Origin of the sequence: Kitasatospora sp. NPDC001527 (assembly GCF_040298605.1) — a bacterium.
Lineage (GTDB): Bacteria > Actinomycetota > Actinomycetes > Streptomycetales > Streptomycetaceae > Kitasatospora.
The window spans coordinates 22,436-47,692 of the sequence record NZ_JBEPAM010000057.1 but is presented as its reverse complement, the minus strand read 5'-3'; the positions used below and the strand labels follow the sequence as shown (position 1 = coordinate 47,692).

Sequence of the window (25,257 nt, the reverse complement as noted above, 5' to 3'; positions counted from 1 at the left end):
CACCCCAACCAAACCCCCCGCCCCCCCCACCCCCCGGCCCCCCCCCCCCGGCCCCCTGGGCCCCCCCCGCCCCCGCCCCGCGCGCGGCACGCCCCGGGGCCCCCCCCCCCCCCCGAGCCCGGTGGGCCTCGCTCAGGCCGGGCGAGGCCCACCGGAAGCTGTCCGGCGGGTGGGCAACCCGCCTGCCGGAGCAGGAAGTCGGACCCGCCGACTTCCCACTCCGGACCTTCGGATCAGGCGCTGGTGGACTTGCGGTGGCGGGCCAGGGCGGTGGCACCGCCGCCGAGCAGGAGCAGACCGGCGGCGGTGGCCAGGAGGGGGGCCACCGGGGTGGAGGAGCCGGTGGCGGCGAGCGAGCCGGGGGCACCGGCCGTCGTGCCTCCCGTGGTGGTCAGGGAGGCGCCGCCGACCGTGCCGGTGCCGCTGCCGCCGGCGCCCCCGGTGGAGCCGGTCGTGCCGGTCGCACCGGTCGCACCGGTCGTGGTGCCGCCCGCCGTGCCGCCGGTGGGCTGGGTGGTGGGCAGCTGGGCGTTCTTGTCGAAGGCCAGCGAGACGGTGACCGGGTCGAGGGCCTCGCCCGCCTTGTAGTTGGCGAAGGCCGGAACGCCCTCGGCGGTCAGGGTGGCCGGGACGGCGTCGAGCGTCACCACGCCGTTGACCGGGGCGAGGTTCGCCCTGGAGAGGTCGAGCTTCGCGATCCGGGCGCCGGACAGCGAAGTCGTCTTCCCGTCCAGGGACTTGGCGGTGACGTCGGCCGTCAGGTAGGCGCCGTCCTTGGAGATGCTCAGGCCGAGCTTGGAGAGGGCGGTGTCGAGCTGGTATCCGCCACCGGCGGCCGGGTGTCCCAGGAAGCGCACCGAGCCGGCGAAGCCCGCCGACAGCGCGTGGCTCTTGGTGTTGTAGCTGCCGCTGGCGCCGCCGAAGCGGTAGTCGGCCGCGCCGCCGCCGAACTCGACCTTGCCGTTGGCCACCGGGCTCTGCAGGTACTTGCGGAAGCTCTCCTTGACCTGCCAGTCCAGAGTCCCGTTGACGACGGCGAGTTCACCGTTGCCGCCGGGAGCGGTGGACGGGGACGAGGTCACGGACGGCGAGGAGGTGGCCGTCGGGGACTGCGTGGCGGACGGCGTGGCGGTGGCCGTCGGCGAGGCGGTCGCGGTGGGCTCGGCGGTCGGAGTGGCCGTCGCCGTCGCCGTCGGAGTGGCCGTAGGCGTGGCCGTAGCGGTGGGGGTGGCCGTCGGGGACGGGGTGGCCGGGCTCTGCTTGAGCAGCAGCGCCAGCGGATCCATGTCCGCCCCGGCCTGGTAGAAGCCCGCGAACGCCTTGGCCCCCTCCTCCGTCAGCTTCGCCGCCGTCGGCACGCCCGTCGTGGTGTCCCGGCCGACGGTGAAGGTCACCAGCGGCACGTCGTCCCGCTTGGTGACCTCCGTCGCGCCCGTCGACTCCTTGGAGGCGGTGTCGGCGGTCAGCGTGCCGGCCGTCCCCGCCGTGGTGATCTTCAGATCGCTCAGCGCGACGTCCAGCGCGCCGTGGTGGGCGGTGAACCGCACCCCGCCGGTGAAGGCCGAGGTCAGGACGTGCGTCCCCAGGTCGTAGCGCGCGCTCGCCAGCCCGAAGTGGAAGGTCCCGTCGGCGTTGGTGGTCGCGCCGCCGCTCAGCTCCACCGCGCCCTGGCCGACCGGGCCGGTGACGTAGTTGCGGAAGCCGGCCTTCACCCCCCAGTCCAGCGCGCCGGTGTCGTACGTGACGCTGCCCGGCGCGCCGGCGCCGAAGGCCAGGGCCGGGGCACCGAAGGCGGTCAGGCCGAGGCCGGCGGTGACGGCGGCCAGGGCGGCCAGCCGGGTGCGGTTGCGGGACATGGGGGAACTCCGATCGATGAGCGGGGGAAGCGGGTGTGGAGGGGGTCAGGCGCGACGGCGGCGGACGAGGAACAGGCCTCCGCCCGCGAGCAATGCGGCGGTGAGCAGACCGCCGGCCACCACGGCCGCCGTCGGGACGCCGTCCGGGCCCCCGGCGCCGGTGGCGGCGGCGACCGGCGCGGCGGACGGGCTCGCCGGAGCGACCGCCGGGGCGCTGCCGATGTCCGGCAGCGGCGGGAGGGCGGCGGCCGGGTCGAGCGCGACGGCGAAGCTCAGCGGGTCCATCGCGGTGCCCGCCGGGTAGAGGCCACCGAGGGCCTTGCCGCCCGGCTCGGTGAGCGTGAGCGGCAGCTCGACGGCCTTGAGCAGCCCGCCCTCGGCGGCGAGTCCGGCCGGGTCGAAGGTCGCCAGCTCGACGCCGGTGAGCTGCTGCGTGGCGCCGTCCGGCGTGCGGCCGGAGACGTCGGCGCGCAGCAGGCCCTTGCCGTCGGCGACGGTGACGCCCGGGTTCGCCAGGGTGAGGTCCAGACCGTAGGCGTCGCCGCTCTTCAGACCGGTGAAGCGGACGCTGCCGGAGAAGGCGGCGCTCAGCGCGCCGCTCGCCGGGTCGTAGCTGCCCCTGGCGGGCGTCCAGCGGAAGAACGCGCCGCCGTCCGCCGCACCGCCGGCGGGCTCCCACCGGCCCTGGGCGATCGAGCCGGTGACGTAGTCGCGGAAGGTCCGGCGCACGCCCCAGTCGAGCGCGCCGTTGCCGAACTCGGTGGCGGCGGCGGCCTCAGCGGTGGCCGGGGCCGGGGTTTCGGCCGGAGCCGCCGGGGCGGTCGACGACGGCGCGGCGCTCGGCGCCGCAGTCGCGGTCGCGCTCGGCGCGGCGGTCGGCGTCGCCGTGGCGCTCGGTGCGGCCGGGGTCTGGGTCTGGGTCTGGGTCGGCTGCGCCGCCGGGAGGTTGACCGACAGACTGACCGGGTCGAGCGCCGTCCCGGCGGTGTAGAACCCGCCGAAGGCCCTGGCGCCCGCGTCGGTCAGCGTCGCCGGGACGTTGCTGAGCGTCAGGGTGCCGGCCGCGCCGCGCAGGTCGACGCCGGCCAGCGAGAGCTCCGCCAGCTTGGCCTGGCTCGCGCTGCTGACCTGGCCGGTCTCCCGGGACTTGCTGCTGACGTCCGCGTACAGCCCGGCCGCGCCGCCCGCGGCGGCCCGGAAGGTGAGCCTCCCGATGCTCAGGTCCAGCGCGTTGGCGCCGTTCTCCTGGTGCCCGGTGAACCGGACCCCGCCGGAGAACGCGGCGCTCAGCGCGCCGCTCGCCGGGTCGTAGGCGCCGGTGGCGGAGTGGAACCGGAAGCCGCTGCCGGCCACCGTGGCCGCGCCGCCGGTGAGCGACCAGTTCCCCTGCGCGATGGGCCCGGTGACGTACGTCAGGAAGGACTGCTTGATCCCCCAGTCGAGCCGCCCGCCGGACACCCGCCCCTCGGCCGCCACCGCCTGGCCGGGCAGCAGGGCGACCGTCAACAGGGCCGCCAGGGCGGCCACCAGTCCGGCGGTCGGACGGCGGAGCCGATGGGGCAGAGGCACGCGGATCACTCCTCGGCGTGACAGGGGAAAACGGGGTCGGCACACCACCGACCCCCTTGCGAGATTTAGGTAAGGCTAACCTAATATATGAGTCAAGAGCCCCGCCGGGCACCCCCGCACCCCACCCACCGGCGGCGACAACTCCCGACGAAGGGAACGACGTTGAGCAGCAGTACCACCCGACATCGGGCCGCCCGCGGCCCCGCGATCCTGCTGCTCCTCCTCGGCCTGCTGCTCGCCCTGACCGCCTGCGGCTCGGCCACCGGTGCCGCCGGCGCGGCCGCCGGAACGGGCTCGCGCGCCCCGGACAGGGTCGAGCCGCTGCCCGGCGCACCGACCCCGCGGCTCCCCGCCACCGCGGCCTCCGCCGACGGCCGGACGACCACCGTCACCAGCGCCGAACGGATCATCCCGCTCAACGGCAGCCTGGCCGAGATCGTCTTCAGCCTCGGCCTCGGCCCCAAGGTCGTCGCCCGGGACGTCTCCACCACCTTCGAGCAGGCCGCCGCCCTGCCCGTGATCACCCAGGCCCACGACGTCTCCGCCGAGGGCGTGCTCTCCCTCCACCCGACCGTCGTGCTCGCCGACCGCTCCACCGGCCCGGCCGAGGCCGTCGCGCAGATCCGCGCGGCCGGCGTCCCGCTGCTCGTCCTGGACGACGCCAAGCGGCTGGAGGACGTCGGCCCGCGCATCGACGCCGTCGCCGCCGCCCTCGGAGTCCCCGACGCCGGGCGGCAGTTGAAGGAGCGCACCGAACAGCGGATCACCGAGGCCAGGGCCGCCCTGCCCGCCGTCGAGCGCCGCCCCAAGGTCGCCTTCCTCTACCTGCGCGGCAGCGCCTCGGTCTACCTGCTCGGCGGCCCGGCCTCCGGCGCCGGCTCGCTGATCGAGGCGGTCGGCGGCGAGGACGCCGGCACCGCCGCCGGACTGAGCGGCGACTTCACCCCGCTCACCAGCGAGGCCCTGGTCAAGGCCGCCCCCGACGCGATCCTGGTGATGAGCAAGGGCCTCGACTCCGTCGGCGGCGTCGACGGCCTGCTCAAGCTGCCCGGCGTCGCCCAGACCCCGGCCGGGCTCGACCGCCGGATCGTCTCCGTCGAGGACGGCCAACTGCTCAGCTACGGCCCGCGCACCCCGCAGGTGATCCGCGGGATCGCCGAGCAGCTCTACCCGAAGGCCGCCGAGTGACCGCCGCCGTCACCGGCAAGAGCCTCCCGGTGGCCAAGCGCACCAGCCGCACCGCCCTGCTCACCGCCGGCCTCGCCGCCGCCCTGGTGCTCTGCGCCCTGCTCGCGGCCGGCATCGGCGCCTACCGCATCCCGCTCGGCGACATCCTCGCCTCCTTCGGCCACCGGCTCGGCCTCGGCGGCCACGCCCTCGACCGCGTCCCCGAGTCGGTGCTCTGGAACGTCCGGCTGCCCCGGGTGGTGCTCGCCCTGCTGGTCGGCGCCTCGCTCGGCTGCGCCGGCGCGCTGATGCAGGGCGTGTTCGGCAACCCGCTCGCCGAACCGGCCGTCATCGGCGTCTCCTCCGGCGGCGCGGTCGGCGCGGTCGGCTGCATCGTGCTCGGCCTGGACGCACTCGGCACCTGGACGGTGACCGCCTCCGCCTTCGCCACCGGCCTGCTGACGGTCTTCGCGGTCTACGCGATGTCCCGCTCCGGCGGCCGCACCGAGGTGGTCACGCTGATCCTCACCGGCGTCGCGGTGAACGCCTTCTGCGGCGCGCTGATCGGCCTGTTCCTGTTCACCGCCGACTCCGCGGCGATCAGCCAGGTCACCTTCTGGCAGCTCGGCTCGCTCTCCCAGGCCACCTGGGGCAAGGTGCTCGCCGTCCTCCCGTTCGCGCTCGCCGGCCTCGCCGCCGCACCCCGCTACGCCCGCTCGCTGGACCTGCTCGCCCTCGGCGAGCGGCCCGCCCGCCACCTCGGCGTGGACGTCGAGCGGATGCGGCTGGTGCTGATCACCCTCGTCGCCCTGCTCACCGCCGCCGCCGTCGCGGTCAGCGGCATCATCGGCTTCGTCGGCCTGGTCGTCCCGCACCTGCTGCGGATGGTCGCCGGGCCCGGCCACCGCTTCCTGCTGCCCGCCTCCGCGCTCGGCGGCGCGCTCGTGCTGGTCGCCGCCGACCTCGCCGCGCGCACCCTGGCCGAGCCGGCCGAGCTCCCGCTCGGCGTGCTCACCGCGCTGATCGGCAGCCCGTTCTTCTTCTGGCTGCTGCGCCGCACCAGGACCAAGCAGGGAGGCTGGGCATGAGGATCGGTACCCTGCGCACCCGCCCCGAGGTGCCCGAACGGCCCGCCCCGGGCAGCGAACTGCTCACCGCCGAGGCGGTCCGGCTGACCGTCGGCGGGCGCGACCTGCTGGCCGGCGCGGACGTCCGGGTCACCGCCGGCGAGGTGGTCGCCCTGCTCGGGCCGAACGGCGCGGGCAAGTCCACCCTGCTCTCCGTGCTCGCCGGGGACCTCGTGCCGACCGCCGGCGAGGTCCGGCTGGACGGCCGCCCGCTGGCCGGCTACCGGCCCGCCGACCTCGCCCGGCGCCGCGCGCTGCTGCCGCAGGCGGCCGCGCTGTCCTTCCCGTTCCCGGCCGACGAGGTGGTCCGGATGGGCCGCGCCCCCTGGGCCGGCACCGCGGCCGCCGCCGAGGACGAACGGGTGGTCGCCGAGGCGATGGCCGCGACCGAGTCCGCCGCCTTCGCCGGGCGGCCGTTCACCGCCCTGTCCGGCGGTGAACGGGCCCGCGTCGCGCTGGCCCGGGTGCTCGCCCAGCGCACCGCCCTGCTGCTGCTCGACGAGCCCACCGCCGCGCTCGACCTGCGCCACCAGGAACTGGTGCTGCGCCTGGCCCGCACCCGGGCCGCCGCCGGGGACGGCGTGGTCGTCGTGCTGCACGACCTGTCGCTGGCGGCGGCCTACGCGGACCGGGTGGTGCTGCTGACCGGCGGCGCGACGGTCGCCGACGGGCCGGTGGCCGAGGTGCTGCGCGCCCCGCTGCTCAGCGAGGTGTACGGACACCCGGTCGAGGTACTGCCGCACCCGCGCACGGGACTGCCGCTGGTGCTGCCGGAACGCGGGTGACTCAGCCCTCGTCCTCCAGCCGGAAGCCGACCTTCATGCACACCTGGTAGTGCTTGATCCGCCCGTCGGCGAGGTGACCCCGGACCTGCGAGACCTCGAACCAGTCGAGGTGGCGCAGCGTCCGGGAGGCGCGATCGATGCCGTTGCGGATCGCGGCGTCGACGCTCTCCGTCGAGGACCCGACGATCTCGGTCACCCGGTACACGTGCTCGCTCATGGCGGACTCCTCAGCTGTGCGACGGCCCCCGGTCCACGGTGCACCGGGGGCCGTCCGTCCGCACGCGGAGCCGACCGGGCGGACGACCCCCGCCCCGCGCCGCACGCCGGAGGCGAGCGGGCGGATCACAGGGTGGCGCGGACCTCGCCGACCCGGGTGCCGCCGCCGTGCAGGGGGGAGGCGGCGATGCGGTCCAGGGTGCCGTCCGCGGTGGTCACCCCGAGGCGGCGCAGCGCGGCGGCCAGGACCGGGCCGCGGGCCCGCTCGGCGCCGTCGTCGATCTTGAAGGCGAGCGCCCGCCCGTCCGGCAGCGCCACCGCCTGGACGGCCTCCGCGCCCATCTTGGCGAGCGCGCCGGGCACCGCCCGCATCAGCCGGGTGTCGGCCCGGCGGGTGCCGGCCACGTACTCGGGGTGCGCCCGCATCGCGTCGGCGACCCGGCGCTGCGGGGTGCCGGGCTCGGCCAGCACCAGCGCGCGGTAGGCGCGGGCCAGGCCGGTCAGGCTGACGGCCAGCAGCGGCGCGCCGCAGCCGTCCACCCCGGCGTGTGCGGCCGGCTCGCCGACGGACTCCTCCAGGGCCTCGCGGGCCAGCCGCTGGACCGGGTGGGCCGGGTCGAGGTAGCCGTCGGTGGGCCAGCCGTTGGCCGCGCAGGCGGCCAGCCAGCCGGCGTGCTTGCCGGAGCAGTCCATCAAAATCGGCTCGCGGTCGCCGCCCCAGCGCAGGTGCAGCTCCGCCTCCAGGTCGTCGAGCGGGAGGTCGGCCGGGGTGCGCAGGGCGGACTCGTCCAGCCCCGCACCGGCGAGGATCCGCCGTACACCATCGAGGTGAAACGATTCTGCGGAGTGGCTGGAGGCGGCCAGCGCCAGCAGCTCGCCCTCGATCGCCAGCCCGGCCCGCAGCGTGGCCACGGCCTGGAACGGCTTGGCGCAGGACCGCGGGAAGACCGGCGCGTCCGGCGCGCCCAGCGCGAACTCGACCGAGCCGTCGGTGCCCAGCAGCACCAGCGAACCGTGGTGCCGGCCCTCGACGAAGCCCGAGCGGACGACTTCGGCGAGCACGGGCAGGGCGGCGGAATTGGACATGGCGAAAGCCTTCCGGGGTGAGGGTGAGCCGGGGGCGAGCCGGGCCCCGCCCCCGCCCCGGGCGGCCCCGCACCTGTCAGAGCGGGCCGCCTGCGAGCAGGTCGTCGACCCGTGCTTCCCCATCACGGTACCTGCGGGTGATTTCGGCGTTGCAGCCGTCCGCCGTCCTCAGCAGCCGCTGCCGCCGTCCGGACACCTCCCGCTCGTGCGCCCGCAGCCGTTCCAGCGCCGCCAGCAGCTCCTCGGCCGGGTGCGCCGCCAGGTCGGCCAGCTGGACGTCGCCCATCAGCGCGTCCGCCTCCAGCTGGGACTGCTCCCCGCGCGGCGGCCCCAGCGTGACGTGCCGGGCCGAGCGGCGGACGGTGGACGGCGCGTCCGTCAGGATGGCCGGCAGCCGCGCCAGCAGGGCGCCGGCCGGCTCCGCCGCGTCCGCCGGACCCACCGGCCTGGCGGCACCGGCGGCGGCCCCGCCTCCGGCCACGGGCCGCCGGTCCAGCTCGGCCAGCAGGATGTCCATCCGGCCGTGCAGCAGCCGTCGCAGGTAGGAGAGGTCGGCCTCCTGCTCCAGGGTCTCCCGGCGCAGGGTCCGCAGCTGGTCCAGGCCCAGTCCTCCGAGGTCCGGCCCGGGGCCGGCCCCGGGCCCCTCGGGCAGCCGCCCGTACCGGTCCTGCGCCGCGCTGATCGCGTCCATCAACCAACCCACCTGCCGTCGTCCCGATCCCACCCGCTCGCGGCGCCCCGTCGCCTGCCGCAGGTCCGGCCCGTCAACCGCCGCGCGCGCCGGTGGCGCGTTCCCGTCCGGAGGCACGCCCGGACGCCCACGAAGGTTCCCGCCCCCGGCCGCGGCCACCCCGCGGGGCGACACGACCAGAACGCCTGACCCATGGGCCCGGCCGCCCGGCCGGACCGGGCCCGGCGCGGCGGACCTCGGCGCCCCGGACCCCGGGCGCGTCCGACCGCCCCCGCCTGGTGCGGCGGAGCGGCGGGCCCGCCCTCGTACGGTCCCCCAGCGTGCCACCCCGCCCGGCGCCGCCGCACCGCCCGTGCACCCGAACGGCCCCCTGGCGAAGAGGGGTGGCTGATACGACCGAAGCTTTTCGCAGGGAGAACGCCGCCATGGCGCACGCAGGCGCACGCTACCCGGCGCGCGCCCAGGGACAGAGCGCCCCAGGGGCCTGCTCACGCCCCCCTGCGACTCCGGCAGAATGGCCGCATGCGAGCAGTGGTGCAGCGAGTGGCCGAGGCCCGGGTGACGGTGGCCGGCGAGACCGTCGGCGCGATCGAGGAGCCCGGGCTCTGCGTCCTGGTCGGCGTCACCCACGACGACACCCCCGCCAAGGCGGCCCAGCTGGCCCGCAAGCTCTGGACCCTGCGGCTGCTGCCCGCGAACGACGAGGGTGTCGAACAGTCCTGTTCCGACATCGGAGCGCCCCTGCTGGTCATCAGCCAGTTCACGCTCTACGGCGACGCCCGCAAGGGGCGCCGCCCCACCTGGAACGCCGCCGCGCCGGGCCCGGTCGCCGAGCCGCTGGTGGACGAGGTGGTCGCCCGGCTGCGCGCACTCGGCGCCAAGGTCGAGACCGGCCGTTTCGGCGCCGACATGAAGGTCGCCCTGGTGAACGACGGCCCGTTCACCGTCCTCGTCGAGGTCTAGGGTCCGTCCGCCCTACTGCGGGACGATCACGTCCTGCGTGCCCGGCACCGTGCCGGCCAGCAGCACCGCGTCCACCGGGACGTTCCGCTTCACGATGGCCAGCGCGATCGGCCCCAGCTCGTGGTGGCGCGCCGAGGAGGTGACGAAGCCGAGCGCCCGCCCCTCCGGGTCCGAGGCGAGCCGCACCTGCGTCCCGTGCGGGGGCAGCACCTCCTCGGTGCCGTCCAGGTGCAGGAAGACCAGCCGGCGCGGGGGCCGCCCCAGGTTGTGCACCCGGGCCACCGTCTCCTGGCCCCGGTAGCAGCCCTTCTGCAGGTGGACGGCGGTGTCCAGCCAGTCCACCTCGTGCGGGATGGTCCGGTGGTCGGTCTCGAAGCCGAGCCGCGGCCGGTGGCCCTCGATCCGCAGCGCCTCGTACGCCCAGACGCCGGCCGCCGGGCCGTAGCCCGCCGTCCGCTGCGCCAGCTCGGCGCGCGGCAGGAAGAGGTCCCGCCCGTACGACAGCTCGCGGACGGCCGCCGCGCCCTCGGCGGAGGCGGTGGAGCCGGCCGGCAGGTGGACCACCGCGTAGTCGGCGGTCGCGTCGGCGACCTCGACCCGGTAGAAGAACTTCATGCTCTCCAGGTAGCCGACCAGCGCCTGCTGGGTGCCCGGCTCGACGTGCGCCCAGGTGGTGGTGCCGTCGTCGACCAGGTAGAGGGCGTGCTCGACGTGCCCGTTCGGGGAGAGCACCAGCGCCTCGGTGGCCTGCTGCGGCGGCAGCGCGCTGACGTGCTGGGTGACCAGCAGGTGCAGCCAGCTCAGCCGGTCCTCGCCGGTGACGGTGAGCACGCCGCGGTGCGAGAGGTCGACGAACCCGGCGCCTCGGGCGAGGCTCCGTTGCTCGCGGAAGAGGTCGCCGTAGTGGGCGGCGACGCCCTCGTCGGTTCCCTCGGCGGGGACGGCTCCGGGCAGCGCAAGCAGCGGACTCTTCAGACCGGTCATACCGGCAAGCTTACGACCGCCCCGCGGCGCGCTCGGCGGTGCAGTCGGCGCAGCGGCCGAAGATGGCGAAATGCTTGAGGTCGGTGTCGAAGCCGTGCTGGGCGCGGAGGCTGTCGATCAGCGGCTGGGCGATCTCGGTGCCGGTCTCGGTGACCTTCTCGCAGTCCCGGCAGACCAGGTGGAGGTGGTGGTGACGGCCGGCCAGGTGGTAGGTCGGTGCGCCGTGGCCGAGGTGGGCGTGCGAGACCAGGCCCAGCTCCTCCAGCAGCTCCAGGGTCCGGTAGACGGTGGAGATGTTGACGCCGCTGGCGGTCTGCCGGACGTGGCAGAGGATGTCGTCCGGGGTGGCGTGGTCGAGCGCGTCGACCGCCTCCAGCACGAGCTGCCGCTGGGGGGTGAGCCGGTACCCGCGTTCGCGCAGGTCGGCCTTCCAGTCGCCGGAGAGCTGCCAGTCGGTGGTGCCGGTGTCCGCCACGGTCCTGTCCCTGCCAAACGTCGGGGGTCCTGGACCAAGTGTAGGGACCGGCCCGGGGCCGGTCCCCACACTCGTGCGCGCCGCTGCCAGCGCCCGTGCCTACTTGAAGAAGGCGATGCCGTCGTCCGGCAGGTCGTTGATGTCCTTGATCAGCTGGGCCGGCGAGAGCACCTTCCTCAGCTGGGCGGACATGTACGGGCGCAGCGGGACGTTCGGGGCGGCCTTCTCGCCCACCCAGAGCAGTTCCTCGTTGACGAAGCCGTAGAGCCGCTTGCCGCCCGAGTACTCCGGCGAGCCCTCGATCCGGGCCACCGCGTCGGTGGAGACGTCGATCTGCGGCTTGCCGTCGGCCAGCTCGCCGTACCAGATCTCCACCGTGCCGTCGTCGCGGACGGACGAGATCTCGATCCCGCGGGCGCCGCTGGTGCCGTGCTGGTTGCTGGTGATGCGCCAGAAGGCGTGCTCGTTCTCCAGCGGGCGGACCTTCTCGCCCTCGCCGTTCAGCACCCAGGTGCGGGAGCGGAACTCCAGGAAGGGCCGTCCGTCGTGGCGGATGACGATCTCCTGGCCGAAGTTGCACTTCTCGGTGCCCGGGCCCCCTTCACCCGGCAGAGGGGCGTAGACGCCCGCGCCCTCCCAGGTGCCGAGGAGGAAGGCGAGCGGGACGACGTCCTTGTGGAGGTCAGAGGGGATCTCGATCATGTTCCTGGTCGCTGTCGTCGGTGCGGGAGTACTTCAACCGTACGGCAGTGGCTCAGCGCTGGCCCTGGTAGAGCTTCATCACCGAGAAGATGGCGAACCAGGTGATCAGCACGGCCATGAGGGCCAGCAGACCGTCGAAGAAGATTTCCAGACCGGACACGGGGGGCTCCCATTGCGGCGACAGTGTGGTGGATTTTGCTGCCGCTCACTCTATCCGGCGGGTGGGGACGGGTCTCGGTGAGCCCCACCACCTCGCCGATCTAGGGTGTCGGCATGTCCCAGAAGAAGAAGCTCGTCATCAAGGTCACCGCCGGGGCGGACGCCCCCGAACGGTGCTCGCAGGCGTTCACGGTGGCGGCGGTGGCCGTCGCCAGCGGCGTCGAGGTCTCGCTCTGGCTGACCGGCGAGTCGGCGTGGTTCGCCCTGCCGGGGCGGGCGGCGGAGTTCGAGCTGCCGCACGCGGCCCCGCTGCCGGACCTGCTGGAGTCGGTGCTGGCCGGCGGCACGCTGACGCTGTGCACCCAGTGCGCGGCGCGGCGCGGGATCGAGCAGCAGGACACCCTCGACGGTGTCCGGATCGCGGGCGCGCAGGTCTTCGTCAGCGAGATCATGGCCGAGGGCGTGCAGGCGCTCGTCTACTGACGGGGTTCGTGGTCGGGGCGGTCCCGGTCGTGGCCGGGGTCGTCCCACTTCGGGTCCTCCCAGCGCGGGTCGTCCCACCAGTCGTCCTCGGGGTCCCGCTTGTTGGCGAACACGGCCGCGGCCGGCGGGATGACCATCGCGAACAGGCACATGCCGATCGCCGCCGGGACGGAGAAGAACCGCACGACTCCCCAGGCCAGGACGAAGACGCCCAGGCAGACGCCCATCATGGCGTAGTAGTAGCGGCGGCGCCGGCGGGACTGCACCCTTCCACGGTAGGCCTGAGGGCCCCCGCACGGCAGGGGCCCTCAGGTCACGCCGTCGCGCCGATCAGACCGCGATCGCGACCTCGGTCAGGTTGCCCTGGGAGGCGACCACCTGGCGGTCCACGGTCTGGCCCGGGATGAGCGCGCGCAGCGTCCACTTGCCCGGGCGGGCGAAGAACCGGAACTGGCCGGTCGCCGAGGTGGGCACCTCGGCCGTGAACTCGCCGCCCTCGTCGAGCAGTCGGACATAGCCGTTGACCGGCTCTCCGTCGCGGGTCACCGAACCCTGGATGATCGTCTCGTTCGCCACGTCAACTCCTGCCAGGTCCGGGCCGCCGGCCTTCGCACCGCACATTGTCTTGTTTCCCTTCTGCCTTACGGGTGGAGCCGGTGGCTCAGTTGCCGAGCTCGATCGGCACGCCGACGAGGCTGCCGTACTCGGTCCAGGAACCGTCGTAGTTCTTCACGTTCTCCTGGCCGAGCAGCTCGTGCAGCACGAACCAGGTGAGCGCGGAGCGCTCGCCGATGCGGCAGTAGGCGATGGTGTCGGTCGCCAGGTCGACGCCCTCGGCCTCGTACAGGGCCTTGAGCTCCTCGTCGCTCTTGAAGGTGCCGTCGTCGTTGGCGTTCTTGGCCCACGGGACGTTGCGCGCGGTCGGCACGTGGCCGGGGCGCTGCGACTGCTCCTGCGGGAGGTGGGCCGGGGCGAGCAGCTTGCCGGAGAACTCGTCGGGCGAGCGGACGTCGACCAGGTTGAGGGTGCCGATGGCGGCGATCACGTCGTCGCGGAAGGCGCGGATCGAGGAGTCGGCGGCCTGCGCCTTGTACTCGGTCGCGGCGCGCTGCGGGACCTCGGCGACCAGGTCGCGGGAGTCCAGCTCCCACTTCTTGCGGCCGCCGTCGAGCAGGCGGACGTCGCCGTGGCCGTACAGCTTGAAGTACCAGTAGGCGTAGGAGGCGAACCAGTTGTTGTTGCCACCGTAGAGCACGACGGTGTCGTCGTTGGCGATGCCCTTGGCGCTGAGCAGCGCCTCGAAGCCGGCCTGGTCGATGAAGTCGCGGCGGACCGGGTCCTGGAGGTCGCTCTTCCAGTCGATCCGGACCGCGTTGCGGATGTGGTTCTTCTCGTAGGCGGAGGTGTCCTCGTCGACCTCGACGATGACGACCTTCGGGTCGTCCAGGTGGGCCTGGACCCAGTCGGCGTCGACCAGGACGTCGCTGCGGCTCATGGTGATGTTCTCCATCCGGGGGCGGTTGGCGGAAGGTGCTCGCTGCTTCGGGTGCTGCTGCTCAGCGGTGGTGCGGGTCGCCCGTCGGCCACCGGTCCGAATTCCTGTCCGAATACTGGGACGGGAGACGGTGCGCGGCGCGACCGGGCGGGATGTGGCGGAGTACGGCGGGGACGCCCGGCCAGAGGGGCCGGCGGCGGTCACCGGAGGAAATCGGCGGTGGGGGCAACTGCCCTGCCTGGGCGCCGAGTTAGCGCATTCGACACAGACAGGCGGCCACGCGGCACAGGTCTACCGCCCGCCGCTTGGTGAGGTCCGTCTGTCGCTTCATGCGGACGATGCTAGGGACACCGGATGCCCGCTGTCATCAGCGTATCGAATAGCGAGACCAGATGACTCACATCGTGGGATTTGACCATTTCATGGGCGTCGGGATCCGGCCGGGGCCCGGGCGGCGGGCGCGCGGAGGCCGGTCCGGAGCCGGGCACGGCACCGCTCCGCGGCCGGTGCTGGACAGCGCGTCTCGCGGAGCGGAACGGTGGAAGAGGCGGCGGGGATCAGCCGATGAGCTTGAGGTCCTTGCCCTCGAAGGCCAGCTGGAGGCCGTCCTCCCGCGGTGTGACCGACGCCAGGTTCAGACCGGCGGGCAGCGTGGAGAGGGTGAAGCTGATCGGGGCGAGGCTCTGGTCGGACACCCCGGCCAGCAGCGAGGCCATCGCGCTCAGCTTGAAGCCGTCCACCGTGACCGTGTCGCCCTGGCTGTGCACCGCGGCGTCGCCGACCGGGAACGGCCCCAGCGAGGCCTTGACCTTGCCCGGACCGCCGTAGGAGAGGCTCAGCCGGGTGCCGCCGCCGAGCGAGAGCCGGCCCACGTTCGGCACCAGCTCCGAGGCCGGCGGCAGCAGCCGGGCCAGGTCCGCGTAGGTGATCAGCCCGGAGCCGCTCCCGCTCTCCACGGTGGCACTGCTCATGTTGCCGCTCACCTCGACGCCGGACAGCCGGGCCTGGAACGCGTGCAGGGCCACCTCGTCCTTGCCCTCGCCGACGGTCAGGCCGTCCGAGGAGATCCGCACGTCGTCCAGCTTCTGCGAGACGACCTGGGTGAGGAAGGGGAAACCCTCGATCGAGACGTCCGGCTTCTGGCTCATCCGGCCGCTCTTCAGGATCTGCTCGGCCGCCTCGTCCTCGGCGACCCCGACGGCGATCCGGTCGGCGCCCACCAGCACGCCCGAGAGCACCACCACGCCGATCGTCGCCTTCAGCCAGCCGCGCATCGCTCTCCCCCGTCGTCGCCGGTCGCTGTCGTCCGCCGTGGCCGGCGGCGCGGAGCCGTCCCCGCGGCGGACCGGGCCGCTCCGGTGCGGCCTGCTCCCGCACGACCGTACGACGTCCCGCCCCGGAGCATGGTTCCGGGGCGGGACGTCGGGCGGGTCCGGGCGGTCAGCCGAGCAGCGCGGTGGCGATCCAGACCAGCGGCGCCGACACCGCGAGCGGCAGGGCCACGCCCGCCGTCATGTGCACGAACCGGGAGGGGAAGTCGTACCCGGCCACCCGGCGGCCGATCAGCGCGCCGAGGCCGGCCGCCACGCCCAGGAACGGCGGCGCGCCGACCGCGAAGCCCAGGCCGACCGCCGCGAGCAGGCCCAGCAGCGGGCCCGCCCAGCGCGGCAGGGGCAGCGGCGCGGCCGCCAGCAGGGTCGCCAGCGCGACGCCGCCGACCGCCGCCGGCACCCAGTCGGCCAGCAGCAGCGCGGTGCAGAGCACCGTCACCACGGTGGCGGAACCGAGCACGGTGAGCGCGTAGAACCGCTCCTTCGGATCGGCCGGGCGGAACGTCTGCAGCACCAGGACCAGCAGGAAGAACCCGCCGAGCGTGCCGACCACGGCGGCCGTGCCGCCGTCCGCGCCGGCCAGCAGCACCGCCACGTCGGCCACCACACCGGCCAGCGCGGCCAGCGCGATGCCCTGGCGGGCCGGCCACATGCCGTTCAGCCGGAACCAGCCGGCCGCCGTCAGACCCTGGAGCAGGACGAGCACCAGCGCCAGCGCCGGCAGGCCGATCGCCGCGCCGCCGGCCAGCAGGGCGGCAGTACCGGCGGTGATCAGGGCGGGCTGGAGGCCCGGGTCGTTGATCGGCGAACCGGTCCGGGCGGGCGCGGCCGGGGCCGGGGCCGGGGCTGCGGCTGGTGCCGGGGCAGCGGCCGGGAACGGCTGCCCGCCCAGCGACGGGGCCGGGCCGGGGAACGGCGCGGCCGGACGGGCGGGCGCGCCGTGGGCGCCGTGGGCGGCCCGGGCGGCCCGCGCGGCGCGGGCCGCGGCCGGGTCGGTCAGCACGGGAGCCGGGGGCTCGGGGCGCTTCAGCGTCATGGTCGGCTGGTCCAGGTCCTGCCCCTGGGCGGGGGCCGGCACGGGGGCCTGGGCCTGGACGGGCGCGGGGGCGGGCGTCGGCGCGGGCGGTGCCGCCCGGCGGCGCCCGCGCCCGGGCGGGGCCTCGGTGTAGGGCCGCGCCGGTCCCTGGGCCGACGGCTGACCCGGCGCCCGGACCGGCGGCCCGCCCGGCTGCTGCCCCGGCGCGGCCGGCGGCAGCGGACCGGACACCACCACGGGCGGCAGCAGCGCGGTCGCGGCGGCGTCCTCCAGCGGCGGCACCGGCGGCAGCAGCGCGGTCGCCGCCGCGTCGTCCAGCGGCGGCACCGGCGGGAGCAGCGCCGTGGCGGCGTCGTCCACGCCCGGCCCGGCCCCGTACGGCGGCTGCCCGTAGGCCTGCTGCCCGTACGGCGCGTGTCCCGCGCCGGGGGCGTGCGGCTGGGCCGCGTGCCCCTGCTGCGCATAGGGATCCGGCGCGTACGCCTGCTGCGGGGCATAGGGATAAGGCGCCTGCCCGGGCTGGTAGCCCTGCGGCGCCTGCTGCTGCGGTTGCGGCTGCCCGTACGGGTACTGCGGCTGGTACGGCGCCTGCGGATGCTGGGGGTGGGGCTGCTGGGGGTGCGGCTGCTGCGGCTGCCCCTCGGGGGTTCCGTTCATCCCGGTCATGCCGCTCACCCGCCCGCGAACGGCGGAAGGACCTCGACCGTCCCGCCCTCGGTGAGGGCGACGGCCGCGTGGTCGCGGCCGCCCACCGGCGAGCCGTCCACCAGGTAGGAGCAGTGGCCGAGCAGCCGGAGCAGCTTCGGCCGGTCCGCGTGCCGCTCCCCGGCCTGCGCCAGCGCCTCGGCCAGGGTCACCGCCAGGTACGGCTCCTCCGCCAGCCCGGCCTCCGACTTCGCCGCCGCCCAGTAGCGGATCGTGCCGCTCACCCGAACGGCGGCCGCCGGGTCGTGCCCGGTGGTCGCGCCCATGGCAACCCCTTCTCGTCGTCCTCGCCCGGGCCCGGGTGTCCCGGCCGGGTCCACCACCGGGGCGCCCGTGCCTCCCCCGAAAGGGGTACGCATACGGTGCCGCCGATGTGTCCCCCATGATGGCGTGTTCGCCCTCGCGAGCGGCAATCGCCCTGGCCCGGCCCCCGGCGGCGCCGTCGCGAAGCTGTGGCCGGGCTCACCCGGGGCGCGCCCGAAAAGGCCGAACCGCCGGATTCGAGCCCTCCCGGCGCGGGGGGCCGGTCGGCTATCCTCGATCCCTGAGGGATCCGGGCAGAGTCGCCCCCGGATCCTTTTGTGCTTTCAGGACACCAGTACGGACGTCCGTGCGAATCGTCGGCCCACCCCCGGCGTGCCGCAGGGACCGCCCCGCCGCACCGGCACAACGACGTGCCGGGACCGGGCCGGGGCGTCGGACAACCCCGGCTCCGGGCCGCCGCCCGGACCGGGCCAGGACCGGAAGGTTCGCGGATGGGCAGAGCAGAAACGGTGCAGCGGGGGTTGCGGGACCCCCGGAGCGTGCCCCGTTCGGCCGCGCGCGCCGCCGCGTCCCCCGCCTCCCCCCGGACGTCCGTCCCTTCCCCCTCACCAGCACGTGCGCCCTCCGGCTGTGGCGGCAGCCGGACCGCGACCGCGACGACCCGGAAAGGGGACTACCGGGTATGAGTTCTCTGCTCCTCCTCACTAACGCGCTTCAACCCTCCGCGGAGGTGCTGCCCGCGCTCGGCCTGCTGCTGCACAGCGTCCGGGTGGCCCCCGCCGAGGGAGCCGCCCTGGTCGACACCCCCAGCGCCGACGTCATCCTGGTGGACGGCAGGCGCGACCTGCCGCAGATCCGCAGCCTCTGCCAGCTGCTGCGCTCCACCGGCATCGGCTGCCCGCTGATCCTGGTGGTGACCGAGGGCGGCCTGGCCGCCGTCACCGCCGACTGGGGCATCGACGACGTGCTGCTCGACACCGCGGGCCCCGCCGAGGTCGAGGCCCGGCTGCGGCTCGCCCTGGGCCGGCTCCAGGTGACCACCGACGACAGCCCGATGGAGATCCGCAACGGCGACCTCTCGGTGGACGAGGCCACCTACTCGGCCAAGCTCAAGGGCCGGGTGCTCGACCTCACCTTCAAGGAGTTCGAACTGCTCAAGTACCTCGCCCAGCACCCCGGCCGGGTCTTCACCCGGGCGCAGCTGCTGCAGGAGGTCTGGGGCTACGACTACTTCGGCGGCACCCGCACGGTCGACGTGCACGTCCGCCGGCTGCGCGCCAAGCTCGGCGTCGAGCACGAGGGCCTGATCGGCACCGTGCGCAACGTCGGCTACCGCTTCGTCGTCCCGGAGAAGGGGGACAAGGGCGAGCGCGCCGAACGCGCCGAGCCGGCCCCCCGGCGCTCCCCGGCCGCCCTGGACGCCTGACCGGCCGGCCGGGCGGGCCCGCGCCCCGGCGCCCCGCCCGGCCTGTCCGGATTCGCCCCACCCTGCCCCGGGCCGCCGCGCGCTGCGCCCGCCCGGGGCGGGTCCCCCACTGCCCGGCCCCATGCCACACGCGTAGACTCCTCCCGTGGCCAAAGTGACGCGCGACGACGTAGCCCGACTGGCTGGTACCTCGACCGCGGTCGTCAGCTACGTGATCAACAACGGGCCGCGCCCGGTCGCGCCCGCCACCCGCGAGAAGGTGCTCGCCGCGATCGAGCAGCTCGGCTACCGGCCGAACAGCGTCGCGCAGGCGATGGCCTCCCGCCGCACCAACCTGATCGGCATGGTCGTCCCGGACGCCCGCCAGCCGTTCTTCGCCGAGATGGCGCACGCCGTGGAACGGGCCGCCTCCGAGCGCGGCAAGCTCGTGCTGATCGGCAACTCCGACTACGTCGACGACCGCGAGGTCCACTACGTCCGCGCCTTCCTCGGCATGCGGGTCTCCGGCCTGATCCTGGTCAGCCAGGGCCCCTCGCAGCGGGCCGCCGAGGAGTTCGCCGCGATGGAGGGCGCCAAGGTGGTGCTGCTGCACCGCCGCCCCGAGGCGATCGACGACGTCGCGGTGGTCACCGACGACGTGGCCGGCGCCGAGACGATCGTGCGCCACCTGCTGGAGGTGCACGGGCACCCGTACGTGGCGTGCTTCGGCGGCCCGGTCGAGTCCCCCGCGCCCGGCGACCCGGTCATCGACCACGTCGAGGGCTGGCAGCGCGCCATGGACGCGCACGGCCTGCCCACCCAGCCGCACCTCATCGACGCGCCCTTCCACCGCTACGGCGCCTACGACGTCGCGCTGCGCGTGCTGGGCTCCGAGGACCGCCCGCCGGCGATCTTCTGCTCCACCGACGACCAGGCCATCGGCGTGCTGCGGGCCGCCCGCGAGCTGGGCCTGCGGATCCCGGAGGACCTCGCGGTGGCCGGCTTCGACGACGTGCCGGAGGCCGCGCTCGCCGACCCGCCGCTGACCACCGTCGCCTCCGACCGCGACGCGATGGCCCGGGCCGCGGTGGACCTGGTGCTGGACGACTCGCTGATGGTGCCCGGCTCGGACACCGAACGGGTCCGCACCTTCCCGTCGCGCCTGGTCGTGCGGCGTTCCTGCGGATGCTCGCCGGACGGCGCCCGGTCATAGCCTGACCAGGCTTTATGAGAAGTCAACGGGCTTCTCGGGGCCTTCTGAGCGATCTCTCACCGGATTCTCATCCGCCGGGCGGACGTTGGTCGCCATGAGCGATCACCAGCAGTGGCAGCAGCGCACCGGCGGCGAGCAGTACGACGGCCCGTACGGGCACCCGCGGCCCCGGGTCATCCCGGGCACCGTCCTCGACAGCGCCACGTTCGACGGCACGGCGCAGGACGGCGCCGGGTACGACGGCACAGGGTACGACGGCACCGGGTACGGCAGCGCCGCCCACCCCGCCGCCGGCACCCCGCCCCCTCCCCCGGCCCCGCCGTTCCCGCCCGAGGCGGGCCGGTCGGCCGCCCCCGGCGGCTCCGGTGGCCCCGGCCACCGCGCCCGGCGCACCGTGCTGCGCGGCCGGCTGGCCCTGGTCACCGCCGTCGCGGCGATCGCCGCCGTCCTCGGCGGGGTCACCGGCGGCGTGGTCGCCGCCCAGGGACACGACTCCGAGGCCCGCGGCCGCACCCTCGCCGGCCCGATCGCCGCCCGCTCCGACGGCAGCGCCGACGTCGCCGCCGTGGCGGCCGCCGTCTCGCCCAGCGTCGTCCAGATCACCGTGCAGACCGCGAACGGCACCGCCACCGGCACCGGCGTGGTGCTCGGCGAGAACGGCCAGATCCTCACCAACTACCACGTGGTCTCCGGTGCGGCCGGCGGCGGCCGGATCACCGTCACCTTCCACGACGGCTCCACCGCCAAGGCCTCCCTCACCGGCACCGACAAGGCCCTGGACGCCGCCGTGATCACCGCGAGCGGCGCCAAGGACCTCGCCCCCGCCGTCCTCGGCGACTCCTCGGCCGTCGAGGTCGGCGACCCCGTCGTCGCCATCGGCAACCCCGAGGGCCTCACCGGCACCGTCACCTCCGGCATCATCAGCGCCGAGCACCGCGAGGTCACCGTCCAGCTCGACGAGGGCACCACCAGCGGCAACGGCGGCTTCGGCTTCCCCCAGCTGCCCGGACTTCGCGGCACCACCCCGCAGAGCGGCGGCGAGACCGCCACCTACCAGGCCTTCCAGACCGACGCCGCGCTCAACCCCGGCAACTCCGGCGGCCCGCTCATCAATGCCGAGGGGCAGGTCATCGCCATCAACTCGGCCATGTACTCGCCGAGCGGCTCCAGCGCCACGGCCGGCGGCAGCGGGGCCGGCAGCGTCGGCCTCGGCTTCGCCATCCCGATCGACGACATCAAGCAGGTGCTGCCGAAGCTGCAGTCCGGCCAGAACGTCTGACCACGTCCGACAATTGACCCGAGCAGGCCCTCCCGCCACCAGAAAGGGCAACCGCCGATGACCCCGTCCGCCGACGACCGCACTGCCGCCGAGCCCGGGCAGCAGACCACCGCCCGGCTCCTCGTGGTCGACGACGAACCCGCCCTCCGGGACGCCCTGGAGAGCAGCCTCGCCTTCGAGGGCTACGAGGTCGCCACCGCCACCGACGGCTACGAGGCCCTTGAGTCCGTCGAACGCGACCGGCCTGACCTCGTCCTGCTCGACATCATGATGCCCCGGATGGACGGCCTGACCGCCGTGCGCCGGATGCGCTCGCGCGGCGACACCGTCCCGGTGCTGATGCTCACCGCCCGGGACGCCGTCGGCGACCGGGTCACCGGCCTCGACGTCGGCGCCGACGACTACCTCGCCAAGCCCTTCGAACTCGACGAGCTGCTCGCCCGGGTGCGGGCCCTGCTGCGGCGCAACGCGCTCGCCGCCGAGGCCGCCGCCCGGGCGGCCGCCGTCGAGGAGGAGACCGACGTCCTCGCCTTCGCCGACCTGCGGATGAACACCGCCACCCGCGAGGTCACCCGGGCCGGCCTGCCGGTGGAGCTGACCCGCACCGAGTTCATGCTGCTGGAGATGTTCCTCGCCCACCCCCGCCAGGTGCTCACCCGCGAGCAGATCCTCAAGGCGGTCTGGGGCTTCGACTTCGAACCCTCGTCCAACTCGCTGGACGTCTACGTGATGTACCTGCGCCGCAAGACCGAGCAGGGCGGACTACCCCGGCTCATCCAGACCGTCCGCGGGGTCGGCTACGCGCTCCGCCCGGCCGCCGGCACCAGCGCGTGAGCCCCACCGTCCCGCCGCCCCCGCTCGCCCCGCCCCGCATCCCCCGCCGCGGCCGCCTCACCACCTGGTACCGCGCCCGCTCCCTGCGCAGCCGCCTGACGTTCCTGACGGCTGCGGCGGTGGCGGTGGCGATCGCGCTGTCGGCGCTGGCCTGCTGGTTCATCGTCGAGGAACGGATGTACGGCGTGGTCCGCAGCGACCTGGAAAACCTGCAGCGCCGCCTGCCGCCGCTGGCCCTGGTGAACTGCGCCACGACCCCTCAGGCGGCGCTGAAGAACGCCCAGGACTCCCCCCAGGTCTCACCGGGCGGGCCCGCCCCCCGTGACACCCAGTTCGTCCTCAACCAGCCGTCCCTCGTCTGTCTGCCCCCGGCCGCCACCAAGGCCATGGTCATCGAACCCGAAGACCTTCGGGCTCTGAACCTCAATCCGAAGCAGTTCCTGATTCGGGACGGGCATTACACCGATGGCGAGCCTGCCATGATCCGGATCGACAGAGGTCAGCTGGAATCAACCGGCCAGCCCGCGCTGATCATGGTCGCCACCTCGACCAAGGCCGTCGAGGACTCCCTGCGCCAGCTCGCCTTCCTCCTCGGCGGCGTCGCCCTCGGCGGCGTCATCCTCGCCGCCGTCGCCGGGCGGCTGGTCGCCCGCTCGGCGCTCAAGCCCGTCGACCAGCTCACCGACGCCGTCGAGCACATCGCCCGCACCGAGGAGGTCGGCACCACCATCCCCGTCCAGGGCGAGGACGAGATCGCCCGCCTCTCCACCTCCTTCAACTCCATGAGCACCGCGCTCGCCAACTCCCGCGAGCGGCAGACCCGGCTGATCGCCGACGCCGGGCACGAGCTGCGCACCCCGCTCACCTCCCTGCGCACCAACGTCGACCTGCTGATCCGCAGCGACGACACCGGCCGCCCCCTGCCGCCCGCCACCCGCACCAAGCTGCTCGGCAACATGAAGGCCCAGATGCAGGAGCTCACCGTGCTGATCGGCGACCTCCTCCAGCTCTCCCGCCCCGACTCCCCCAAGCCGGTCCGCACGCTCGCCGTGGTAGCCCTGCACGAGATCGCCGACCGGGCCTTGGAACGCGCCAAGCTGCGCGGCCCCGGGCTGGTCTTCGAGACCGCCACCACCCCCTGGTACGTGCACGCCGACGCCGCCGCCCTGGAACGCGCGGTGATCAACCTGCTCGACAACGCGGTGAAGTACAGCCCGCCCGGCGGCACTATCGAGGTCCGCCTCGACGGGGGCGTGCTGACCGTCCGCGACCACGGTCCGGGCATCCCCCCGGACGAGCTCCCGTACGTCTTCGACCGGTTCTGGCGCTCCCCGTCCTCGCGCCAGCTCCCGGGCTCCGGCCTCGGGTTGTCGATCGTCGCGCAGAGCGTCCGGGAGGCCGGCGGCGAGGTCTCGCTCGGCCCGGCCCGGGACGGCGGCCCCGGCACCCTCGCCGCCGTCCGCCTGCCCGGCGGTCCGGCCCCCGGCTAGGAACGAGAAGAGGGGCGGGGCGCCCCGACAGCGCCCCGCCCCGACCGGCTCACGGCCGGCACCAACCGGCTCAGCCGGCGGTGCCGCCCGGGCCGATGACCTTGATCCGGTCCTGCGCCGGGGCCTTCAGCGGCGCGGCGGCCGAGCTGTTGGCGCCGAGGTAGGCGGCGAAGACGTCCAGGTCGGAGGCGCCGACGAGCTTGTCGGTGCCGGCCGCGAAGGCCGGGAAGCCGTCGCCGCCGCCGGCCAGGAACTCGTTGGCCGCGACCCGGTACTTGGCGGCCGGGTCGATCGGCGCGCCGTTGAGGCGGATCGAGTCGACGACGATCCGGTCCGCGCCCTTGTTGCGCATGTCCAGCGTGTAGCCGAGGCTCTTGGACGGCTGGAGGATCTTCGGCGAGGCCTCGTTGGAGCCGCTGACCTGCTGCTGCAGCAGCTGGACCAGCTGGGCCCCGGTCAGCGTCTTGACCTGCATCATGTTGGTGAACGGCTGGACGGTGAACGCCTCGCCGTAGGTCACCACGCCGTCACCCTCGCCGCCGCTCGCCTTGTAGACGAGGTCGGAGCGGATGCCGCCCGGGTTCATGAAGGCGACCTGCGCGCCGCCCTTGTCGGCGGGCGCCAGGCCGACCTGCTGGGCGTCGGCGATGACGTCGCCCAGCGGCTTCTCCGGGTCGCTGTTGCCGCGGCCGTTGATGTCCGAGGCGATGTAGCCGATCGGGCGGTTGGCGATCGGCGCGGCCAGCTTGGAGTAGCGGCCGATCAGCTCCGTCATGTCCGGGGCCTTCTCGACCGTCCGGCGCACGATGTGGTTCTCGGCCTTGACCGACGGGCGCACGATGGTGCCGCTGGCCTTGTCGAGCTTCAGGTCGATCTCGGTGTACAGCCGGCCGAAGGAGGCGGCGCTGGTCACCGAGCGCGGCACGCCCTGCGGGTCGGGGATGGTGCAGGCGTACGCGTTGTGGGTGTGGCCGGTGACGATGGCGCCGACGGCCGGGTCGACCTGCTTGGCGATGTCGACGATCGGGCCGGAGATGCCCTGGCCGGCCGCGCCGCAGTCGTAGTTGTAGGTGCTGCTGGCCGGCAGACCGCCCTCGTGGATCAGCGCGACGATCGAGTTGACGCCCTTGGCCTTCAGCTCGGCGGCGTACTTGTTGATCGTGGCGACCTCGCCCGCGAACTTGAGGCCCTTGACGCCCTCGGCGGTCACGATGTTCGGCGTGCCCTCCAGGGTGACACCGATGAAGCCGACCTTGACGCCCTGGGACTTGGTCACCCAGTACGGGGCCAGCAGCGGCTTGCCGGTCTTCTCGTTGGTGACGTTGGCCGACAGGTAGTTGAAGTTGGCGCCCTTGAACGTGCGCCCCTCCTCGTAGCAGCCGTCGGTCGGGTGGCAGCCGCCGTTCTGCAGGCGCAGCAGTTCGGCCGAGCCCTCGTCGAACTCGTGGTTGCCGACCGAGGTGACGTCCAGGCCGAGCTTGTCCAGCGCCTCGACGGTGGGCTCGTCGTGGAAGAGCGCCGAGGTCAGCGGGGACGCGCCGACCAGGTCGCCGGCGGCGACGGTGATCGAGTCGTCGGCGGGGATCCGGGCCTGGCGCAGCGCGGTGGCGAGGTACTCGATGCCGCCGGCCGGGGTGCTGACCGGCTGGCCGGTGGCCGGGTCGATCTCCCGGATGGTGCCGGACGAGCCGGCCGGGGGCTCCAGGTTGCCGTGCAGGTCGTTGATGGCCAGCAACTGGAGGTTGACGGTCTTGGGCTTCTTGGCGGTCGCGGCCTGGGCCGCGGACGGCATGGCCACCGTGCCGACGAGGCCGGCCGCGGCGACGACGGCCAGCGCGGACCGTCGGGTTCTGACGGAGAGCATGTAGGGGGTCCCCTGCACCTGTGAGAGCGCCCAGCTGTGGACAGGCCCGGGCGCGCGAGACGAGTGTCGTTGCGCGAG

26 protein-coding genes are annotated in these 25,257 nt (G+C 74.6%); 10 read left to right on the top strand and 16 right to left on the bottom strand.

The features are described 5' to 3' along the window. Positions 1-233 precede the first annotated feature (233 nt). Positions 234-1,856, bottom strand: a complete 1,623-nt coding sequence (locus tag ABT238_RS33770; protein ID WP_350803234.1) for an HtaA domain-containing protein — start codon at positions 1,854-1,856, stop codon at positions 234-236. A gap of 45 nt (positions 1,857-1,901) precedes the next feature. Further along, entirely contained in the window at positions 1,902-3,425 is a 1,524-nt protein-coding gene (locus ABT238_RS33765; protein ID WP_350570037.1) for an HtaA domain-containing protein, read from the bottom strand. A 162-nt stretch (positions 3,426-3,587) separates the two neighbouring features. Between ABT238_RS33765 and ABT238_RS33760 the strand changes: the two genes are divergently transcribed. From ABT238_RS33760 to ABT238_RS33750, 3 genes are read left to right on the top strand one after another with little or no spacing between them, the layout of a single operon-like run. Then, a complete protein-coding gene (locus ABT238_RS33760) occupies positions 3,588-4,613 on the top strand; it encodes a heme/hemin ABC transporter substrate-binding protein (protein ID WP_350570038.1) in 1,026 nt (341 codons plus the stop codon). Then, complete coding sequence (locus ABT238_RS33755; RefSeq protein WP_502884351.1) at positions 4,610-5,680, top strand: FecCD family ABC transporter permease; 1,071 nt, start codon at positions 4,610-4,612, stop codon at positions 5,678-5,680. The genes ABT238_RS33760 and ABT238_RS33755 overlap by 4 nt, the downstream gene beginning before the upstream one ends. Next, entirely contained in the window at positions 5,677-6,504 is an 828-nt protein-coding gene (locus ABT238_RS33750) for a heme ABC transporter ATP-binding protein (protein ID WP_350570040.1), read from the top strand. Before ABT238_RS33755 ends, ABT238_RS33750 begins: the two co-directional genes overlap by 4 nt. A gap of 1 nt (position 6,505) precedes the next feature. On the opposite strand, the gene ABT238_RS33745 is transcribed toward ABT238_RS33750, so the two are convergent. The 3 genes from ABT238_RS33745 to ABT238_RS33735 all read right to left on the bottom strand — a co-directional run bounded on the left by ABT238_RS33745 (position 6,506) and on the right by ABT238_RS33735 (position 8,497). Then, positions 6,506-6,721: a dodecin gene (locus ABT238_RS33745; protein ID WP_350570042.1), complete on the bottom strand. Its 216-nt coding sequence runs from the start codon at positions 6,719-6,721 to the stop codon at positions 6,506-6,508. A gap of 125 nt (positions 6,722-6,846) precedes the next feature. Continuing rightward, positions 6,847-7,806 (bottom strand): asparaginase, encoded by a 960-nt coding sequence (locus ABT238_RS33740; protein ID WP_350570043.1) that lies wholly within the window; start codon positions 7,804-7,806, stop codon positions 6,847-6,849. Positions 7,807-7,882: 76 nt separating this feature from the next. Next, complete coding sequence (locus tag ABT238_RS33735) at positions 7,883-8,497, bottom strand: RsiG family protein (protein WP_350803215.1); 615 nt, start codon at positions 8,495-8,497, stop codon at positions 7,883-7,885. 522 nt (positions 8,498-9,019) lie between these two features. Here ABT238_RS33735 and dtd point away from each other — a divergent pair. Then, a complete protein-coding gene (gene dtd / locus ABT238_RS33730; RefSeq protein ID WP_350570046.1) occupies positions 9,020-9,460 on the top strand; it encodes a D-aminoacyl-tRNA deacylase in 441 nt (146 codons plus the stop codon). A gap of 12 nt (positions 9,461-9,472) precedes the next feature. Here the strand turns inward: dtd and ygfZ are convergent, their stop codons facing one another. The 3 genes from ygfZ to ABT238_RS33715 all read right to left on the bottom strand — a co-directional run bounded on the left by ygfZ (position 9,473) and on the right by ABT238_RS33715 (position 11,621). Then, the gene (gene ygfZ / locus ABT238_RS33725) at positions 9,473-10,435 is read right to left on the bottom strand and encodes a CAF17-like 4Fe-4S cluster assembly/insertion protein YgfZ (RefSeq protein ID WP_350570093.1); all 963 of its coding nucleotides are present in this window, start codon (positions 10,433-10,435) and stop codon (positions 9,473-9,475) included. A gap of 19 nt (positions 10,436-10,454) precedes the next feature. Continuing rightward, a complete protein-coding gene (locus ABT238_RS33720; protein ID WP_350570048.1) occupies positions 10,455-10,919 on the bottom strand; it encodes a Fur family transcriptional regulator in 465 nt (154 codons plus the stop codon). Positions 10,920-11,018: 99 nt separating this feature from the next. Beyond that, complete coding sequence (locus ABT238_RS33715) at positions 11,019-11,621, bottom strand: heme-binding beta-barrel domain-containing protein (protein ID WP_350803206.1); 603 nt, start codon at positions 11,619-11,621, stop codon at positions 11,019-11,021. A gap of 273 nt (positions 11,622-11,894) precedes the next feature. Here ABT238_RS33715 and ABT238_RS33710 point away from each other — a divergent pair, with 273 nt between their 5' ends. Further along, positions 11,895-12,263 carry a DsrE family protein gene (locus tag ABT238_RS33710; RefSeq protein ID WP_350570051.1) on the top strand — a complete coding sequence of 123 codons (369 nt, stop codon included), beginning with the start codon at positions 11,895-11,897 and terminating at the stop codon, positions 12,261-12,263. Here ABT238_RS33710 and ABT238_RS33705 read toward each other — a convergent pair. The 7 genes from ABT238_RS33705 to ABT238_RS33675 form a co-directional block, all read right to left on the bottom strand. After that, entirely contained in the window at positions 12,257-12,529 is a 273-nt protein-coding gene (locus ABT238_RS33705) for a DUF3099 domain-containing protein (protein WP_350570053.1), read from the bottom strand. The two genes, ABT238_RS33710 and ABT238_RS33705, sit on opposite strands and share 7 nt — an antisense overlap. Positions 12,530-12,593: 64 nt before the next feature. After that, a complete protein-coding gene (locus ABT238_RS33700; protein ID WP_030397542.1) occupies positions 12,594-12,884 on the bottom strand; it encodes a DUF1416 domain-containing protein in 291 nt (96 codons plus the stop codon). A 40-nt stretch (positions 12,885-12,924) separates the two neighbouring features. Continuing rightward, complete coding sequence (locus ABT238_RS33695) at positions 12,925-13,758, bottom strand: sulfurtransferase (protein ID WP_350803195.1); 834 nt, start codon at positions 13,756-13,758, stop codon at positions 12,925-12,927. 250 nt (positions 13,759-14,008) lie between these two features. After that, complete coding sequence (locus ABT238_RS33690; RefSeq protein ID WP_350517234.1) at positions 14,009-14,089, bottom strand: Ms5788A family Cys-rich leader peptide; 81 nt, start codon at positions 14,087-14,089, stop codon at positions 14,009-14,011. 226 nt (positions 14,090-14,315) lie between these two features. After that, on the bottom strand, positions 14,316-15,032 hold the full coding sequence (locus ABT238_RS33685) for an LmeA family phospholipid-binding protein (RefSeq protein WP_350570057.1): 717 nt from the start codon (positions 15,030-15,032) through the stop codon (positions 14,316-14,318). A gap of 166 nt (positions 15,033-15,198) precedes the next feature. Beyond that, positions 15,199-16,791 carry a hypothetical protein gene (locus ABT238_RS33680; RefSeq protein WP_350570059.1) on the bottom strand — a complete coding sequence of 531 codons (1,593 nt, stop codon included), beginning with the start codon at positions 16,789-16,791 and terminating at the stop codon, positions 15,199-15,201. 5 nt (positions 16,792-16,796) lie between these two features. After that, positions 16,797-17,096, bottom strand: a complete 300-nt coding sequence (locus ABT238_RS33675; RefSeq protein WP_350803184.1) for a MoaD/ThiS family protein — start codon at positions 17,094-17,096, stop codon at positions 16,797-16,799. 680 nt (positions 17,097-17,776) lie between these two features. On the opposite strand from ABT238_RS33675, the gene ABT238_RS33670 reads away from it, so the two are divergent. The 5 genes from ABT238_RS33670 to ABT238_RS33650 all read left to right on the top strand — a co-directional run bounded on the left by ABT238_RS33670 (position 17,777) and on the right by ABT238_RS33650 (position 23,315). Next, a complete protein-coding gene (locus tag ABT238_RS33670; protein WP_350570063.1) occupies positions 17,777-18,520 on the top strand; it encodes a response regulator transcription factor in 744 nt (247 codons plus the stop codon). A 145-nt stretch (positions 18,521-18,665) separates the two neighbouring features. Next, a complete protein-coding gene (locus ABT238_RS33665) occupies positions 18,666-19,712 on the top strand; it encodes a LacI family DNA-binding transcriptional regulator (protein WP_350803176.1) in 1,047 nt (348 codons plus the stop codon). A 94-nt stretch (positions 19,713-19,806) separates the two neighbouring features. After that, on the top strand, positions 19,807-20,991 hold the full coding sequence (locus tag ABT238_RS33660; protein WP_350803167.1) for a S1C family serine protease: 1,185 nt from the start codon (positions 19,807-19,809) through the stop codon (positions 20,989-20,991). 57 nt (positions 20,992-21,048) lie between these two features. Continuing rightward, positions 21,049-21,825, top strand: a complete 777-nt coding sequence (locus ABT238_RS33655) for a response regulator transcription factor (RefSeq protein ID WP_350570069.1) — start codon at positions 21,049-21,051, stop codon at positions 21,823-21,825. Then, a complete protein-coding gene (locus ABT238_RS33650) occupies positions 21,822-23,315 on the top strand; it encodes a sensor histidine kinase (protein WP_502891490.1) in 1,494 nt (497 codons plus the stop codon). Before ABT238_RS33655 ends, ABT238_RS33650 begins: the two co-directional genes overlap by 4 nt. 70 nt (positions 23,316-23,385) lie before the next feature. Here the strand turns inward: ABT238_RS33650 and ABT238_RS33645 are convergent, their stop codons facing one another. Then, a complete protein-coding gene (locus tag ABT238_RS33645; RefSeq protein WP_350803160.1) occupies positions 23,386-25,179 on the bottom strand; it encodes a bifunctional metallophosphatase/5'-nucleotidase in 1,794 nt (597 codons plus the stop codon). Positions 25,180-25,257: the final 78 nt, after the last annotated feature.

Coding starts and splice junctions, on each gene's coding strand:
- ABT238_RS33685 (WP_350570057.1), bottom strand. CDS start 15,032: ATGCGCGGCTGGCTGAAGGCGACGATCGGCGTGGTGGTGCTCTCGGGC.
- ABT238_RS33675 (WP_350803184.1), bottom strand. CDS start 17,096: ATGGGCGCGACCACCGGGCACGACCCGGCGGCCGCCGTTCGGGTGAGC.
- ABT238_RS33645 (WP_350803160.1), bottom strand. CDS start 25,179: ATGCTCTCCGTCAGAACCCGACGGTCCGCGCTGGCCGTCGTCGCCGCG.
- ABT238_RS33695 (WP_350803195.1), bottom strand. CDS start 13,758: ATGAGCCGCAGCGACGTCCTGGTCGACGCCGACTGGGTCCAGGCCCAC.
- ABT238_RS33770 (WP_350803234.1), bottom strand. CDS start 1,856: ATGTCCCGCAACCGCACCCGGCTGGCCGCCCTGGCCGCCGTCACCGCC.
- dtd (WP_350570046.1), top strand. CDS start 9,020: ATGCGAGCAGTGGTGCAGCGAGTGGCCGAGGCCCGGGTGACGGTGGCC.
- ABT238_RS33670 (WP_350570063.1), top strand. CDS start 17,777: ATGAGTTCTCTGCTCCTCCTCACTAACGCGCTTCAACCCTCCGCGGAG.
- ABT238_RS33690 (WP_350517234.1), bottom strand. CDS start 14,089: ATGAAGCGACAGACGGACCTCACCAAGCGGCGGGCGGTAGACCTGTGC.
- ABT238_RS33715 (WP_350803206.1), bottom strand. CDS start 11,621: ATGATCGAGATCCCCTCTGACCTCCACAAGGACGTCGTCCCGCTCGCC.
- ABT238_RS33745 (WP_350570042.1), bottom strand. CDS start 6,721: ATGAGCGAGCACGTGTACCGGGTGACCGAGATCGTCGGGTCCTCGACG.
- ABT238_RS33740 (WP_350570043.1), bottom strand. CDS start 7,806: ATGTCCAATTCCGCCGCCCTGCCCGTGCTCGCCGAAGTCGTCCGCTCG.
- ABT238_RS33735 (WP_350803215.1), bottom strand. CDS start 8,497: ATGGACGCGATCAGCGCGGCGCAGGACCGGTACGGGCGGCTGCCCGAG.
- ABT238_RS33710 (WP_350570051.1), top strand. CDS start 11,895: ATGTCCCAGAAGAAGAAGCTCGTCATCAAGGTCACCGCCGGGGCGGAC.
- ABT238_RS33750 (WP_350570040.1), top strand. CDS start 5,677: ATGAGGATCGGTACCCTGCGCACCCGCCCCGAGGTGCCCGAACGGCCC.
- ABT238_RS33660 (WP_350803167.1), top strand. CDS start 19,807: ATGAGCGATCACCAGCAGTGGCAGCAGCGCACCGGCGGCGAGCAGTAC.
- ABT238_RS33680 (WP_350570059.1), bottom strand. CDS start 16,791: ATGACCGGGATGAACGGAACCCCCGAGGGGCAGCCGCAGCAGCCGCAC.
- ABT238_RS33655 (WP_350570069.1), top strand. CDS start 21,049: ATGACCCCGTCCGCCGACGACCGCACTGCCGCCGAGCCCGGGCAGCAG.
- ABT238_RS33700 (WP_030397542.1), bottom strand. CDS start 12,884: ATGTGCGGTGCGAAGGCCGGCGGCCCGGACCTGGCAGGAGTTGACGTG.